Source organism: Streptomyces sp. NPDC048353, assembly GCF_055587165.1.
In genome coordinates this window covers 578,143-591,716 of sequence record NZ_JBVJGU010000001.1, presented here as the reverse complement: position 1 = coordinate 591,716, position 13,574 = coordinate 578,143, and the positions used below count along the sequence as shown (strand labels likewise).

The following is a 13,574-nucleotide window of genomic DNA, read 5'->3' as shown; positions in this document are numbered from 1 at the left end:
GAAGCATGTCGAAGATCAAGCCCAGCAAGGGCGCCCCGTACGCGCGGATCCTGGGTGTCGGCGGCTACCGCCCCACCCGGGTCGTGCCCAACGAGGTGATCCTCGAGAAGATCGACTCGTCCGACGAGTGGATCCGCTCGCGCTCCGGTATCTCCACCCGCCACTGGGCCTCCCCCGAGGAGACCGTCGCCGCGATGTCGGTGGAGGCCTCGGGCAAGGCCATCGCCGACGCCGGGATCGACCCGGAGCAGATCGGCGCGGTGATCGTCTCGACGGTCTCCCACTTCAAGCAGACCCCGGCCGTGGCCACCGAGATCGCCGACAGGATCGGCGCCGGCAAGCCGGCCGCGTTCGACATCTCCGCCGGCTGCGCGGGCTTCGGCTACGGCCTGACGCTCGCCAAGGGCATGATCGTCGAGGGCTCTGCGGAGTACGTCCTCGTGATCGGCGTCGAGCGGCTGAGCGACCTGACCGACCTGGAGGACCGCGCGACGGCCTTCCTCTTCGGCGACGGCGCCGGCGCGGTCGTGGTCGGCCCCTCGGACGAGCCGCACATCGGCCCCTCGGTCTGGGGTTCGGAGGGCGACAAGTCCGAGACCATCAAGCAGACCGTGCCGTGGAACGAGTTCCACGTCGGCGACGTCTCGAAGCTGCCCCTCAACGAGCAGGGCGAGATCAAGTTCCCCGCCATCACGCAGGAGGGTCAGGCGGTCTTCCGCTGGGCCGTCTTCGAGATGGCGAAGGTCGCCCAGCAGGCCCTGGACGCCGCCGGCATCACGGCGGACGAACTGGACGTCTTCATCCCGCACCAGGCGAACATGCGGATCATCGACTCGATGGTGAAGACACTGAAGCTGCCGGAGCACGTGACGGTCGCCCGTGACGTCGAGACCACCGGCAACACCTCGGCCGCCTCGATTCCGCTCGCGATGGAGCGGCTCCTGGCGACCGGGAAGGCGAAGAGCGGCGACACCGCGCTCGTCATCGGCTTCGGGGCGGGTCTCGTCTACGCCGCGACGGTCGTTACCCTCCCCTAGGCACACCGGATCTTCCGGAAGCCCTTTTACCGAAGCAATCACAGAAGGAGCGCCAACATGGCCTTCACCCAGGAAGAGATCGTCGAAGGTCTCGCCGAGATCGTGAACGAGATCGCCGGCATCCCGGCCGAGGACGTCCAGCTGGACAAGTCCTTCACCGACGACCTGGACGTCGACTCGCTGTCCATGGTCGAGGTCGTTGTGGCCGCCGAAGAGCGCTTCGACGTCAAGATCCCGGACGAGGACGTCAAGAACCTGAAGACGGTCGGCGACGCGACCGACTACATCCTGAAGCACCAGGGCTGATTCGGCCCCTGCTGACTCGGTATGCCACCCGGCGGTGGCGCCGTCATTCGACCATCAACACGTGGAGAAAGAATTCCTGTGAACTCGACCAATCGCACCGTGGTCGTCACCGGTCTCGGCGCAACCACACCGCTGGGTGGCGACTCCGCATCGACCTGGGAAGGTCTGATCGCGGGACGCTCCGGCGTCAAGCCCCTCGAGGGCGACCGCTTCGCCGAACTGCCCGTGCAGATCGCCGCGCCCGCCGCGGTCGACCCGGGCGAGGTCCTGCCCCGCCCGCTGGCCCGCAAGCTGGACCGCTCGGCGCAGTTCGCGCTGATCGCGGCCCGCGAGGCGTGGGCCGACGCGGGCTACACCGCCCCGGCCGGTGAGGACGAGAAGATCGCGCCCGAGCGGCTCGGCTCCGTCATCGCCTCCGGCATCGGCGGTGTCACGACTCTGCTCGACCAGTACGACGTGCTGAAGGAGAAGGGCGTCCGCCGCGTCTCCCCGCACACCGTTCCCATGCTGATGCCGAACGGCCCCTCCGCCAACGTCGGTCTGGAGGTGAACGCCCAGGCGGGCGTGCACACTCCGGTCTCCGCGTGCGCGTCGGGCGCCGAGGCGATCGGCTACGCCGTCGAGATGATCCGTACCGGCCGGGCCGACGTGGTCGTGGCCGGCGGCACGGAGGCGGCGATCCACCCGCTTCCGATCGCGGCCTTCGCCAACATGATGGCGATGTCCAAGAACAACGACGAGCCGGCGAAGGCCTCGCGTCCGTACGACACCGCCCGGGACGGCTTCGTCCTCGGCGAGGGCGCGGGCGTGGTGATCCTCGAGTCCGAGGAGCACGCGAAGGCGCGCGGCGCGCGGATCTACTGCGAGGTGCTGGGGCAGGGCCTGTCGGCCGACAGCCACCACATCGCGCAGCCGGAGCCGACCGGCCGGGGCATCGCCGCCGCGATGCGCAACCTCCTGGAGTCGACGGACCTGAAGCCGTCCGAGGTGGTCCACCTCAACGCGCACGCCACGTCGACGCCGCAGGGCGATGTCGCCGAGATCAAGGCGCTGCGCCAGGTCCTGGGCGACGACCTGGACCATGTCGCGATCTCCGCGACGAAGTCGATGACGGGTCACCTGCTGGGTGGCGCGGGCGGCATCGAGACCGTCGCGACGGTCCTGGCGCTGCACCACCGCGTCGCCCCGCCGACGATCAACGTCGACGACCTGGACGAGAGCGTCGACGCCGACATCGTCCGCGACGAGCCGCGCGACCTGCCGCAGGGCACGATCGCCGCGATCAACAACTCGTTCGGCTTCGGCGGCCACAACGTGGTCCTGGCGTTCCGTACGGTCTGACCGGACATCCCGCGCGGGAGGCCCGTCCCCGGAAGGGGGCGGGCCTTTCGCGTGCCGGTACGGGGGCGGTGCGGATCCGCCGCGAGCCGGGGGTCAGACGACCTGGTGGAGCCAGCGGACCGGGGCGCCCTCGCCCGCGTAGCGGAAGGGCTCCAGCTCGTCGTCCCAGGGCTTGCCGAGCAGCTTGGCGATCTCCGCCTCCAGCTGGGTCTCGCCCTGCGCCGAGCGAGCCAGGGCGGCGCGCAGGCGGTCCTCGGGGATGAGGATGTCACCGTGCATGCCGGTGACGGCGTGGAAGATGCCCAGCGCGGGGGTGGCGCTGTAGCGTTCGCCCTCGGCCGTGGCGCAGGGCTCCGCGGTGACCTCGAAGCGGAGCATCTGCCAGCCGCGCAGCGCGGAGGCGAGTTTGGAGGCGGTGCCGGTCTGGCCCTGCCAGGAGAACTCGGCTCTCCAGGTGCCGGGGGACGCCGGCTGGCGGATCCAGTCGAGCTGGACTCTCACACCGAGGACGCCCGCCACCGCCCATTCGACGTGCGGGCACAGCGCGCGCGGTGCGGAGTGAACGTACAGGACTCCACGTGTCGTCACCGGGACCTCCAGTGTGGGACGAGGTTCGCCTTTCCCAGCGGCCTCAGTAAACAGCATTGGGGGAGAAACTTCGCAAACCACCGAAAAAGGGACAGTATGTGACGTGATGTAATTTACCGGAGCCGGTCGGCACGGGTGCCGCTGGTTCGACGGGGGAAAAGCTACCGTGCCGCACCGCCCTTGGGGTGACGTACGGTCGGTCCGAGGGCGGCTGGACACCAAGCTTTCACCCGCCAGGACGCCGAACGGAAGCCGCAGGAGGGATCGGGCCATGCGCGGCCGACATCGTTTTCGTACCGCGGTCGCCGCCGCGGCCGGGTTCCTGCTGTGCGGGGGCGTGCTGACGGGTTGTGACACGGCGGGGAGCGAGGCCGCGCCGGACTCCTCGGCGAAGCCCCGGCCCCGGCCGAAACCGGCGTTCGTCTGGGACCCCACCCCCGCCTCCCTCGCCGCCGTCGGCGACTCCATCACCCGCGCCTTCGACGCCTGTACGGTCCTGGCGGACTGCCCCGAGGCCTCCTGGGCGACCGGCACGGACGCCGCCGTCAACAGCCTCGCGCTGCGGCTGCTCGGCCCCGAACGAGTGGCCGGGCACAGCTGGAACCTGGCGCGGACCGGGGCGCGGATGGCCGAGCTGCCGGGGCAGATGGAGCGGGCCGCCGCCGCGCGGCCGGAGCTGGTGACGGTGATGATGGGCGCCAACGACGCCTGCCGCGACCGGACGGAACTGATGACGCCGGTCGAGGAGTTCCGGACCTCCTTCGCCTCGTCGCTGGCCGCCCTGCGCGCGGACGCGCCGAAGGCGCAGGTGTACGTGACGAGCGTGCCGGACCTGCGGCGGCTGTGGGCGACCGGGCGGGTCAGCGCCATGGGCCGCGAGGTGTGGAAGCTGGGGATCTGCGCCTCCATGCTGGCCGACCCGCTGGACGCGTCGCCGGCGGCCGAGCGGCGCCGCACGCTGGTGGCCGACCGGGTGGCGGCGTACAACACCGCCTTGAAGGAGGTCTGCGCGAAGGACGTGCGCTGCCGGTACGACGGCGGGGCGGTCTTCGCGTTCCCCTTCGGCGGGGCGCAGCTCAGCCCCTGGGACTGGTTCCATCCGAGCCGGGACGGACAGGCGCGGCTCGCGGAGATCGCCCACCGGCAGGTGACGGCGATCGAGCCCCCCGCGTAGGGTTCCGGATCATGAGGATCACGAGTGAGCCCTTCGGTTCGGTCGACGGTACGGACGTGCGGCGCTGGACGCTGGAGCGGGACGCCGTGCGGGTGCGGGTGCTGACCTACGGCGGCATCGTGCAGTCGGTCCTGACGCCGGACCGGGACGGCACACCGGGCGAAGCGGTCCTCGGCTTCCCGGACCTGGGCGGCTATCTGAAGCGCCCGGAGCCGTACTTCGGCGCTCTGGTGGGGCGTTACGCCAACCGGATCGCGGGCGGGGCCTTCACCCTGGACGGCCGGACGCACCGGCTGGCCCGCAACGGCGGCCCGCACAGCCTGCACGGCGGCGAGCGCGGCTTCGACAAGCACGTGTGGGACGCGGAGGAGGTCGAGGGCGGCGTCAGGCTGTCGCGGGTGAGCCCGGACGGCGAGGAGGGCTTCCCGGGCCGCCTGGACGTCTCCGTCACGTACGCGCTCGACGAGGACGGGCTGCGGATCTCCTACCGCGCGCGGACGGACGCCCCGACGGTGGTGGCGCTGACGAACCACGCGTACTGGGACCTGGGCGGCGCGCACGAACTGCGGGTGTCGGCCGGGCACTTCACTCCGATGGACGGGACCGGGGTGCCGACCGGGGAGATCACCCCGGTGGGCGGCACCCGGCTCGACTTCCGTACGCCGCGGCCGGCCGGCGTCGGCATCGACGACAACTTCGTGCTCGACACGGGCGCCGCGGACGCGTGCGAGCTGTACTCCCCGGTGACCGGGCGGGTGGTGACGGTGGTGACGAGCGAACCGGGGCTCCAGGTCTACGCGTCGGAGGCGCACACCGGGATCGCGCTGGAGACCCAGCGGTTCCCGGACTCGCCGAACCGGCCCGCCTTCCCGTCCTCGGTGCTGCGTCCGGGCGAGCTGTACGCCTCCGAGACGGGCTACCTCTTCTCGACGCGCTGATCCGGCGGCGCGGGTCCCGGCACAGGCGCGGGCAAGCCCCGGGGCGGATGTCAGGGTCCGCCCCGGGGCTCGTCTTCGGGGGTTCCGGCCGTCGGCGACGGCCGGTCCGGGTGGGCCGCTGACGGCCGGTCCGGCGGCCGGTCACACGTCCAGGACGGCCGTCCGGCGGGTGTCGGCCAGCGAGTGCGCGGCCCTGACCTCGTAGGTTCCGGGGACGAGGGACCAGGCGTGCTTCTCCTCGTCCCAGATCTCGAATGCGCGGCGGGGCAGCGGGATCTCGACCTCCACGGACGCCCCGGGCTCCGCCTCCGCGCATCCGAATCCGGCGAGCCATCGGGCCGGCCGCTCGACGGTGTCCGCGGTCGGCGCGAGGTAGATCTGGACGACTTCGCGGCCGGTGCGGGTGCCGGTGTTGGTGAGGCGGACGGTGGCGCTGTCCGGGGTCACGTCCAGTGCGTCGTACGTCCAGGTGGTGTAGCCCAGGCCGTGGCCGAAGGCGTACGCGGGGACGGCGCCCGCCTTGTCCCAGGCGCGGTAGCCGATGAAGACGTCCTCGTCGTAGGAGAGGGCGCCGTCGGTCGGGGTGGTGGCGGTGACCGGGACGTCGGCGAGGGCGACGGGCCAGGTGGTGGGCAGGCGGCCGCCGGGCTCGGCGGCGCCGGTCAGGACGTCGGCGAGCGCGGCGCCCCCCTCCTGTCCGGGGAACCAGCCGAGGAGGACGGCGGCGACCTCGTCGCGCCAGGGCATCTCGACCGGGGAACCGGCGTTGACGACGACGACCGTGCGGGGGTTGGCGGCGGCGACCGCCCGTACGAGGTCGTCCTGGCGGCCGGGGAGGGCGAGGTCCTTGCGGTCGAAGCCCTCGGACTCGACGCGTTCGGTGGTGGCGACGACCACGACGGCGGTGTCGGCGGCGCGGGCGGCCTCGACGGCTTCGGCGATCAGTTCGTCGGGGTCGCGGCGCGGCGCGAGGTGGACGAAGGAGAACATCACGGCCGGCAGCGGGGCGGCGAACTCCTTGTCGAGGACGTGGAGGAGCGACACCTCGACGCTCTCGCCCGCGGTGAGCGGGATCGAAGCGCGTTCGACGGGGGCGCCGAAGAACGCCTCGAAGGGGTCGGTCTCCGGCCCCATCGCCTGGACGCCGTCGAAGACGGTCTCGCCGGCGACGGTGAGGGTGAAGGCGCCGAGGCCGCGGGTGCCGAAGGAGTGGGCGCCGCTCTCCCGCGGGGTGAAGGTGCCGACGACCTCGATGGAGGCGAGGGCCTCGTGGGTGACGCCGGCCGGGAGGTCGTCGCCGATCCACTGCACCTGGCCGTTGGGCAGGCTGCCCTCGCCGAGGACGGTGCCGGCAGCGTCGCGGCAGACGGCACGGAGGGTGAACCCCTGCCCGGCGGGGACGAGTTCGTCGCTCGGGTCGGCGCCGACGGAGAAGGTGAGGGCACCTTCCGGGAGGGCCGCGGTGAGGCCGTCCAGCGGGGAGACGGTGTGCGCGGGGAAGACCTGGGCGGAGCCGCCGCCGAGGATCCGGGCGTCGCGGGCGGCGGCGCCGGAGAGGGCGACGGTACGGCCGGCGGCAACCGGGAGGGCGCCGTTCTCGTTGCGGACGAGGACGAAACCGCGGTGGGCGATCTCCCGGGCCAGCGCGTCGCCGTCGACGGTCTCCGGGATCTCGGTGACGGCCGGCGGGGCGCCCTCCAGGGCGCCGACCCGGGCGGCGAGCCGCAGGACGTTGCGGACGGCCGCGTCGACGGCCGTCTCCTCGACCTCGCCTGCGCGGACGGCGGCGGCGAGCGCCTCGCCGTAGACGGTGGTGGGTCCAGGCATGGCGACGTCCAGGCCGCCCTCGATGTCGCCCCGGGTGGAGCGGGCGGCCATCCAGTCGGAGACGTTGCAGCCGTCGAAGCCCCACTCGCCGCGCAGGACCTCGTTCACGAGCTGGTGGTGCTCGGTCATCGTGACGCCGTTGACCTGGTTGTACGCGGTCATGATGCCCCAGGGGCGGGCGTGGGTGACGATGGCCTCGAAGGGGGCGAGGTAGAGCTCCCGCAGCGGGCGGGGGGCGATCCTGTTGTCGACGGTGAAGCGGTCGGTCTCGGCGTCGTTGGCGACGAAGTGCTTGACCGTGGTGCCGACGCCGCCGTCCTGCACGCCCCGCACATAGCCGGTGCCGATCTCGCCGGTGAGGTACGGGTCCTCGCTGTACGCCTCGAAGTGGCGGCCCCCGAGCGGGGTGCGGTGCAGGTTCACCGTGGGGGCGAGGACGACGTGGACGCCCTTGCGGCGGGCCTCCTGGGCGAGGAGACGGCCGGCGCGGCGGGCGAGGGAGGGGTCCCAGGAGGCGGCCAGCGCGGTCGGGGACGGCAGCGCGACCGACGGGTCGTCGGCCGTCCAGCGGACCCCGCGGACGCCGACCGGCCCGTCGGACATGACCAGGGAGGCGAGCCCGATCTCGGGCAGGGCCGGGAGCGACCACATGTCCTGCCCGGCGAGCAGCCGGGCCTTGGTGTCCAGGTCGAGCCGGGCGAGCGCCGCCTCGACGGCCCGCTCACGGGCCGCGTCCGCGCCCGTACCCGCACCGGTCTCCGCACTGATCTCTGCCACGGCGTTCCTCCTCGTCGAGTGGTGTGGCAGCCATGGTGGCCCGGTTACCTGTAGAGCGGTAGGTTACGTTATGCCTTCGTTATCTTCGGATGGCGTACGGTCCTCTCGGACAGGACGTCCGCCCACGTCCGTGGCGGACCCCCGACGAGGAAGGGGCCGGGCGATGGTGCGGGCCAGGAGCGAGGAGCGGCGCGCGGACATCGTGCGGGCGGCCCTCGAGGTGATCGCGGAGCGCGGCTACCGCGGCGCCTCGCTGGGCTCCGTCGCCGAGCGGGTCGGCCTGACCCAGCAAGGGCTGCTGCACTACTTCCCGACGAAGGAGGCCCTGCTCGTCGCGGTCCTGGAGGAGCGCGACCGGTGGGACACCAGCGGCGGCCGGGACCGCGAGGGCTGGCGGATCGACCTGCTCGACTCGCTGGTGGAGTACAACGCGATGCGCCCCGGGATCGTGCAGACCTTCTCCGCCCTGCTCGGCGAGAGCGTGACCGACGGCCACCCGGCGCGGGAGTTCTTCACCGAGCGGTACGCCCAGGTCCGCGGGGAGATGGCGAAGGTCCTGCGCCTGGAGTTCGGCGAGCGGCTGCCCGGCGGCCTGACCCCGGAGCGCGCCGCGCCGCTGCTCACGGCGGTGATGGACGGCCTCCAGTACCAGTGGCTGCTCGACCCGGGCTCGGTGGACATGCCGGGGGCCTTCCGCGACTTCCTGACGCTGCTGCGCGGGGACGGGGAGACGGACGGGGCCTGACGGCCGGGAGGGGGACACCGGGGCGGCCGGGCGGGCTGTCTCCGGACGCGCGGCGCGTGGGACGGCCGGGGCAAGCGGAGGCGCCGTAGCGGGAGTTGCGGGTGGGGCGGGATACTTCCCGGGCCCGTCACCGGCCCCGTAAGGAAGGCTCGACCGTGCCCCGGATACGCACCGCCCCGCTCGGACTCGCCCTCGTCGCCACCGCCCTCGCCCTCGTCCCACCACCGGCCTCGGCCGTCCCGAGCGGCGGCGCGGGCGGCGGGGCCGCCGTCGGTGCCGGGGACGGCGTCCGGGCCGGCACGGTCGAGGAGGCCAGGCTGGACCGGGCGGTGCCCCAGGAGATCCTGCGGCGCAGCGGCTTCGACACCGTGGCGGCCGGCTTCGGCCGCTCCCTGGCGGCCGCCGGCTCCTACCGCGAGGCCGAGCGGACCGTCGACCGGGAGGGCGCGCGTCTGTGGCGGCGCGCGGTCGACCGCGCCCAGGGCCGGGGGCCGGTGCGAGGGGACCTCAGCCGGGACGACGACCGGCCGCTGTACTGGGCCCGGCTCGGCATGACCCGCGAACTGCGCTCCTGGAGCCCGGGGTTCGCCCTCGACGACACCGCGCGGACCCGGCTCCTCGACCGCCTCGAACGCTCCTCGCGCGGCCAGGACTCGATCCTCCACCCCGCCGGCAAGGGCTTCAAGAAGGTCCTGCTGACCGGCTTCGACCCCTTCACGCTCGACCGGGACGTCCGCATCGGCAACCCGTCAGGGGCGACCGCGCTGGCCCTGGACGGCACCTGGATCCGCACGGCGGACGGCGGGCTCGCCCGGGTCGAGACGGCCGTCTTCCCGGTCCGCTGGGCGGACTTCACCGACGGCACGGTCGAGCGGACCCTGCGCGACCGGCTGCCGCACGTGGACCTCTTCACCACCGTGAGCCAGGGCCGGGTCGGCCGCTTCGACCTCGAACGGTTCAACGGCGCCTGGCGGGGCGGCTTCCCGGACAACGAGAACCTCTCCCGTACGGAGACGGTTCCGGTCACCGACCCGGCCGGCCGGCCGCAGTGGACGACGACCACCCTCCCGTACCGCGCGATCGTCGCCGCGGGCACCGGGCCCTTCCCCGTCTACGACAACACGACGGTGACCGAGATCCCCGCCGGGGCGACGGCCCCGGTGACCCGCCCGGAGGGGCCGACGGCCGGCTCCACCGCCCGGGCCGGGGGCGGCGGCGACTACCTCTCCAACGAGATCGCCTACCGCGCCACCCTGCTCCGCGACCGGCTCGGCCTGTCCGCGCTGCCCGGCGGCCATGTCCACACCCCTGTCCTCCGGTTCGGCGCGGGCAACACGGACCCGGCGACGGGCACGGTCACCGACCCCGAGTTCGTCCGCGAACGGCTCGCCATCATCGCGCAGGTGCGGGCGATCCTCGCGGTGGCCGCCGGCTCCTCCTGAAGGGTTCCGCCGGGGCCGGGACGGCGGGGATGATGGGCACATGATCATCGCAGCGGCGCAGTTCACCCCGGCCCCCGGGGACATCGAGGCCAACGTCCGGACCATGGCGGCGCTGATCCGGTCGGCCGGCGCCGACGGCGCGCGGCTCGTCGTCTTCCCCGAGCTGGCGCTGACCGGGTACGAGCCGACGCTCGTCCACCGCGACCCGGGGCTCCGGCTCGCCGAGGACGACGAGCGCCTGGCGCCGCTGCGGGAAGCCTGCCGTTCCGTGGCGGCGGCCGCCGTCGTCAACGGCCCGGTGCGGACGCCCGAGGGGCGGCCCGGGGTCACCTCGCTCGTACTCGGCCCCGACGGCGGCCTGCTCACCCGCTACGACAAGCGGTGGCTGTACGGGGTCGAGCGGGAGGTCTTCGCGGCGGGCGACCGGGACGGCCGGTTCGTCCTCGACGGCGTCCGGTTCGCCCTGGCCACTTGCTACGACAACCGCTTCCCGGAGCTCGCCGAGCGGGCCGCCGCCGACGGCTGCCGGGTCTATCTCGCCAGTTCGGTCCTCACCCTCGACAACGACTCCTTCGAGAAGGTCTATCCCGTACGCGCCCGGGACTTCGGGCTCCACGTGGTGCTGGCGAACGTCCTGGGCCGGAGCGAAGCGGGCGAGTGCGGAGGCGCGAGCGGTGCCTGGGGGCCGGACGGCGAGCGGACCGCGGACGCGGGGACGGCCGACCCGGGGTACGTCCTCGTCGCGGTCGGGGATCACGAGGCCGGGGCTCGATGAGGAGCCGCGGCTGAGCGGCGGCGCGCCAGGCCGGTGGGGCGGCGGCCCGGCGCGGGAGGCGTACGGCGGCTCGCGGGGGCGCGGGGGGCGTTCAGCGGCGCAGGTGCTGTGTCTCCTGAGGCGTACAGCGGCTCGGGGGCTCAGCGGCGCAGGTGCTGCGTCGCCTTACCGCCCGCGGTGGAGGGGTTCCCGGGCGCCGGGACGGCGTCGCCCTCGTCGTCGCGGGCCGCCTCCCCGGTCAGTTCACGGGCCATCAGGGTGGCCCCGGCGACCGCGCCGGGCATCAGGAACACCGCGAGGAAGGGGACGAGGAACGAGAGCGTCAGCGGGACGCCGAAGCCCAGCGTCAGCATCCGGCGCCCGCGCAGCATCCGCAGCCGCTCCTTCTGCTCGACGTTCCGGCGCTGGAGGGCGACCGACGTCAGCTCGTGGGCGAGGAAGAAGCCGGAGACGCAGAAGCCGAGGACCGGCACCACCGTCTGGCCCAGCACCGGGATGAAGCCGGCGGCGAAGAGCAGCACGCCGTAGAGCGCGACCCGGAGCAGGATCCGCACGCTGTCGCGCGCCGAGATCCACAGCTCGCGCCAGAGCGGCAGGCCGGACTCGGGGACGTCGCCGCCCTCGGTGCGGTCGACCTGCTCGGAGAGCGACTCGTAGAACGGCTGGCCGACCAGGAGCGTCACCGCGGTGAAGGTGATGACCGCGAGGAAGAGCCCGAAGACGAAGACGAGGGCGGTGAGGAAGCCGCGGACGAGTCCCTGCCAGGGCGAGGTCCAGTCGTCGGCGAACGGGGTGGCCCAGGCCGCCAGGCCGTCGGCGCCGTAGCCGAGACCGATGAGGGCGCCGACGTACAGCACGAGGGTGACGAGCCCCGGCAGCAGGCCGAACCCGAGCCACCGCCCGTGCCGGCCGACCCACTTCTGACCTTGCAGCAGATAACCGAACCCGGCCCCGAAATCACGCATGCCGATCACCCTATCGGGCGCGCGCCCGCGGCTTCCTTGACGTCCGGTCCACGGCGAAGAGAAGAGGCCGCACCCCGGTCGGTCGGGGTGCGGCCTCTCATCAGCTTACGCGCAACTCAGACGGCCAGCTCGACCGTGATGTTGCCGCGGGTGGCCTTGGAGTACGGGCAGACCTGGTGGGCCTTCTCGAGAAGGCTCTTCGCGGTCTCCGCGTCCACGTTCGGGATGGTCGCCGAGATCTTGACGATGATGCCGAAGCCGTCGTCGTTCTTGCCGATGCCGACCTCGGCGGTGACCGTCGAACCCGATATGTCGGCCTTCTCGTTGCGGGCCACGACGCCCAGCGCACCCTGGAAGCAGGCGCTGTAACCGGCGGCGAAGAGCTGCTCGGGGTTGGTGCCGGCGCCGGAGCCGCCCATGGCCTTCGGCGGGTTGACGACGACGTCGAGCTGACCGTCGTCGGTGGCGACACGGCCGTCGCGCCCGTTCTCGGCGGTGGCGACGGCGGTGTACAGGACGTCGGACTGCTGGATGGACATCTGTCTCTTCCTTCTGCTGGTTCGCCGCGACTCGCGCCCACGATCGCGACGGCTGAGGAGAGACTAGCCGGTCACCGAAACGATCATCTTCCCGGTGTTGTCGCCGCGGAGCAGACCGAGGAAGGCCTCCGTGCCGTTCTCGATGCCCTCGACGAAAGTCTCGCGGTACTTCAGCTCGCCGGAGCGCAGCCAGCCGCCGACCTCTCGCACGAACTGTTCCTGCAGGTCGTAGTGGTCGCCGACGAGGACGCCCTGGAGGCGCAGCCGCTTGCCGATGATCATGGCCATGTTGCGCGGTCCCGGCACCGGTTCGGTGTCGTTGTACTGCGCGATCATGCCGCAGATGGTGGCGCGGCCGTGCACGTTGAGCGAGGAGATCGCGGCTTCGAGGTGGTCCCCGCCGACGTTGTCGAAGTAGACGTCGATGCCGTCGGGGGCGGCCTCGCGGAGCTGCTGCTTGACCGGGCCGTTCTTGTAGTTGAAGGCGGCGTCGAAGCCGTACTCCTCGACCAGGAGCTTGACCTTCTCGTCCGAGCCGGCGGAGCCGATGACCCGGGAGGCGCCCCGGAGCCTGGCCATCTGGCCGACCTGGCTGCCGACCGCGCCGGCCGCGCCGGAGACGAAGACGGCGTCGCCCTCCTTGAAGGAGGCGACCTCGAAGAGGCCGGCGTAGGCCGTCAGGCCGGTCATGCCGAGCACGCCGAGGTAGCTGGAGAGGGGGGCGAGGCCCGGGTCGACCTTGGTGGCGTGCTCGGCCGGGACGTCGGCGTACTCGCGCCAGCCGAGACCGTGCAGGACGTGGTCGCCGACGGCGAAGCCCTCGGCGTTCGAGGCGATGACCTCGCCGACCGCGCCGCCGTCCATGGGCTTGTCGAGCCGGAACGGGGGAATGTACGACTTCACGTCGTTCATCCGGCCGCGCATGTACGGGTCGACGGAGAAGTGCAGGTTGCGCACGAGGACGCGGCCTTCGCCGGGCGCACTGACGGGCACCTCGCGGAGGGCGAAGTCGGCGGGGGTGGGCCAGCCGTGCGGGCGGGCGACGAGGTGCCACTCACGGCTGGACGCGGGAAGTACGGACATCTGCACGGCCTCCTGGGAAAGCTTCACATCGAGAAAA

13 protein-coding genes are annotated in these 13,574 nt (G+C 72.7%); 8 read left to right on the top strand and 5 right to left on the bottom strand.

All coding sequences use genetic code 11. The annotated features are described in order from the left end of the window. The first annotated feature begins 5 nt into the window (after positions 1-5). The 3 genes from ACZ6RC_RS02560 to fabF all read left to right on the top strand — a co-directional run bounded on the left by ACZ6RC_RS02560 (position 6) and on the right by fabF (position 2,684). Positions 6-1,037, top strand: a complete 1,032-nt coding sequence (locus ACZ6RC_RS02560; protein WP_391142271.1) for a ketoacyl-ACP synthase III — start codon at positions 6-8, stop codon at positions 1,035-1,037. Positions 1,038-1,094: 57 nt separating this feature from the next. Continuing rightward, positions 1,095-1,343 carry an acyl carrier protein gene (locus ACZ6RC_RS02555; protein WP_215067269.1) on the top strand — a complete coding sequence of 83 codons (249 nt, stop codon included), beginning with the start codon at positions 1,095-1,097 and terminating at the stop codon, positions 1,341-1,343. Between the two features lie 78 nt (positions 1,344-1,421). Next, positions 1,422-2,684, top strand: coding sequence for a beta-ketoacyl-ACP synthase II (fabF, locus tag ACZ6RC_RS02550; protein ID WP_469578814.1), 1,263 nt, complete (start codon positions 1,422-1,424; stop codon positions 2,682-2,684). A gap of 93 nt (positions 2,685-2,777) precedes the next feature. Here fabF and ACZ6RC_RS02545 read toward each other — a convergent pair whose 3' ends face one another. Then, on the bottom strand, positions 2,778-3,272 hold the full coding sequence (locus tag ACZ6RC_RS02545) for a DUF3145 domain-containing protein (protein ID WP_391142278.1): 495 nt from the start codon (positions 3,270-3,272) through the stop codon (positions 2,778-2,780). Positions 3,273-3,543: 271 nt separating this feature from the next. On the opposite strand from ACZ6RC_RS02545, the gene ACZ6RC_RS02540 reads away from it, so the two are divergent. After that, entirely contained in the window at positions 3,544-4,446 is a 903-nt protein-coding gene (locus tag ACZ6RC_RS02540) for an SGNH/GDSL hydrolase family protein (RefSeq protein ID WP_469578812.1), read from the top strand. Between the two features lie 11 nt (positions 4,447-4,457). Then, positions 4,458-5,384, top strand: a complete 927-nt coding sequence (locus ACZ6RC_RS02535; RefSeq protein WP_391142284.1) for an aldose epimerase family protein — start codon at positions 4,458-4,460, stop codon at positions 5,382-5,384. Between the two features lie 141 nt (positions 5,385-5,525). Here the strand turns inward: ACZ6RC_RS02535 and ACZ6RC_RS02530 are convergent, their stop codons facing one another. After that, the gene (locus ACZ6RC_RS02530) at positions 5,526-7,988 is read right to left on the bottom strand and encodes a beta-glucosidase (protein ID WP_469578809.1); all 2,463 of its coding nucleotides are present in this window, start codon (positions 7,986-7,988) and stop codon (positions 5,526-5,528) included. A 163-nt stretch (positions 7,989-8,151) separates the two neighbouring features. Between ACZ6RC_RS02530 and ACZ6RC_RS02525 the strand changes: the two genes are divergently transcribed. From ACZ6RC_RS02525 to ACZ6RC_RS02515, 3 genes are all read left to right on the top strand, one after another. Further along, positions 8,152-8,733 carry a TetR/AcrR family transcriptional regulator gene (locus ACZ6RC_RS02525; RefSeq protein WP_391142288.1) on the top strand — a complete coding sequence of 194 codons (582 nt, stop codon included), beginning with the start codon at positions 8,152-8,154 and terminating at the stop codon, positions 8,731-8,733. A gap of 155 nt (positions 8,734-8,888) precedes the next feature. Further along, positions 8,889-10,175 (top strand): pyroglutamyl-peptidase I, encoded by a 1,287-nt coding sequence (locus tag ACZ6RC_RS02520; protein ID WP_469578807.1) that lies wholly within the window; start codon positions 8,889-8,891, stop codon positions 10,173-10,175. A 40-nt stretch (positions 10,176-10,215) separates the two neighbouring features. Then, positions 10,216-10,950 carry a carbon-nitrogen hydrolase family protein gene (locus tag ACZ6RC_RS02515; protein WP_453614766.1) on the top strand — a complete coding sequence of 245 codons (735 nt, stop codon included), beginning with the start codon at positions 10,216-10,218 and terminating at the stop codon, positions 10,948-10,950. A 140-nt stretch (positions 10,951-11,090) separates the two neighbouring features. Here ACZ6RC_RS02515 and ACZ6RC_RS02510 read toward each other — a convergent pair whose 3' ends face one another. From ACZ6RC_RS02510 to ACZ6RC_RS02500, 3 genes are all read right to left on the bottom strand, one after another. Next, positions 11,091-11,915, bottom strand: a complete 825-nt coding sequence (locus ACZ6RC_RS02510; protein WP_453614764.1) for an EI24 domain-containing protein — start codon at positions 11,913-11,915, stop codon at positions 11,091-11,093. 116 nt (positions 11,916-12,031) lie between these two features. After that, on the bottom strand, positions 12,032-12,454 hold the full coding sequence (locus ACZ6RC_RS02505) for an organic hydroperoxide resistance protein (RefSeq protein WP_391142296.1): 423 nt from the start codon (positions 12,452-12,454) through the stop codon (positions 12,032-12,034). A 63-nt stretch (positions 12,455-12,517) separates the two neighbouring features. Next, positions 12,518-13,537: an NADP-dependent oxidoreductase gene (locus ACZ6RC_RS02500; RefSeq protein ID WP_469578803.1), complete on the bottom strand. Its 1,020-nt coding sequence runs from the start codon at positions 13,535-13,537 to the stop codon at positions 12,518-12,520. Between the last annotated feature and the right edge of the window lie 37 nt (positions 13,538-13,574).

Coding starts and splice junctions, on each gene's coding strand:
- ACZ6RC_RS02560 (WP_391142271.1), top strand. CDS start 6: ATGTCGAAGATCAAGCCCAGCAAGGGCGCCCCGTACGCGCGGATCCTG.
- ACZ6RC_RS02555 (WP_215067269.1), top strand. CDS start 1,095: ATGGCCTTCACCCAGGAAGAGATCGTCGAAGGTCTCGCCGAGATCGTG.
- ACZ6RC_RS02540 (WP_469578812.1), top strand. CDS start 3,544: ATGCGCGGCCGACATCGTTTTCGTACCGCGGTCGCCGCCGCGGCCGGG.
- ACZ6RC_RS02535 (WP_391142284.1), top strand. CDS start 4,458: ATGAGGATCACGAGTGAGCCCTTCGGTTCGGTCGACGGTACGGACGTG.
- ACZ6RC_RS02525 (WP_391142288.1), top strand. CDS start 8,152: ATGGTGCGGGCCAGGAGCGAGGAGCGGCGCGCGGACATCGTGCGGGCG.
- ACZ6RC_RS02515 (WP_453614766.1), top strand. CDS start 10,216: ATGATCATCGCAGCGGCGCAGTTCACCCCGGCCCCCGGGGACATCGAG.
- ACZ6RC_RS02510 (WP_453614764.1), bottom strand. CDS start 11,915: ATGCGTGATTTCGGGGCCGGGTTCGGTTATCTGCTGCAAGGTCAGAAG.
- ACZ6RC_RS02505 (WP_391142296.1), bottom strand. CDS start 12,454: ATGTCCATCCAGCAGTCCGACGTCCTGTACACCGCCGTCGCCACCGCC.
- ACZ6RC_RS02500 (WP_469578803.1), bottom strand. CDS start 13,537: ATGTCCGTACTTCCCGCGTCCAGCCGTGAGTGGCACCTCGTCGCCCGC.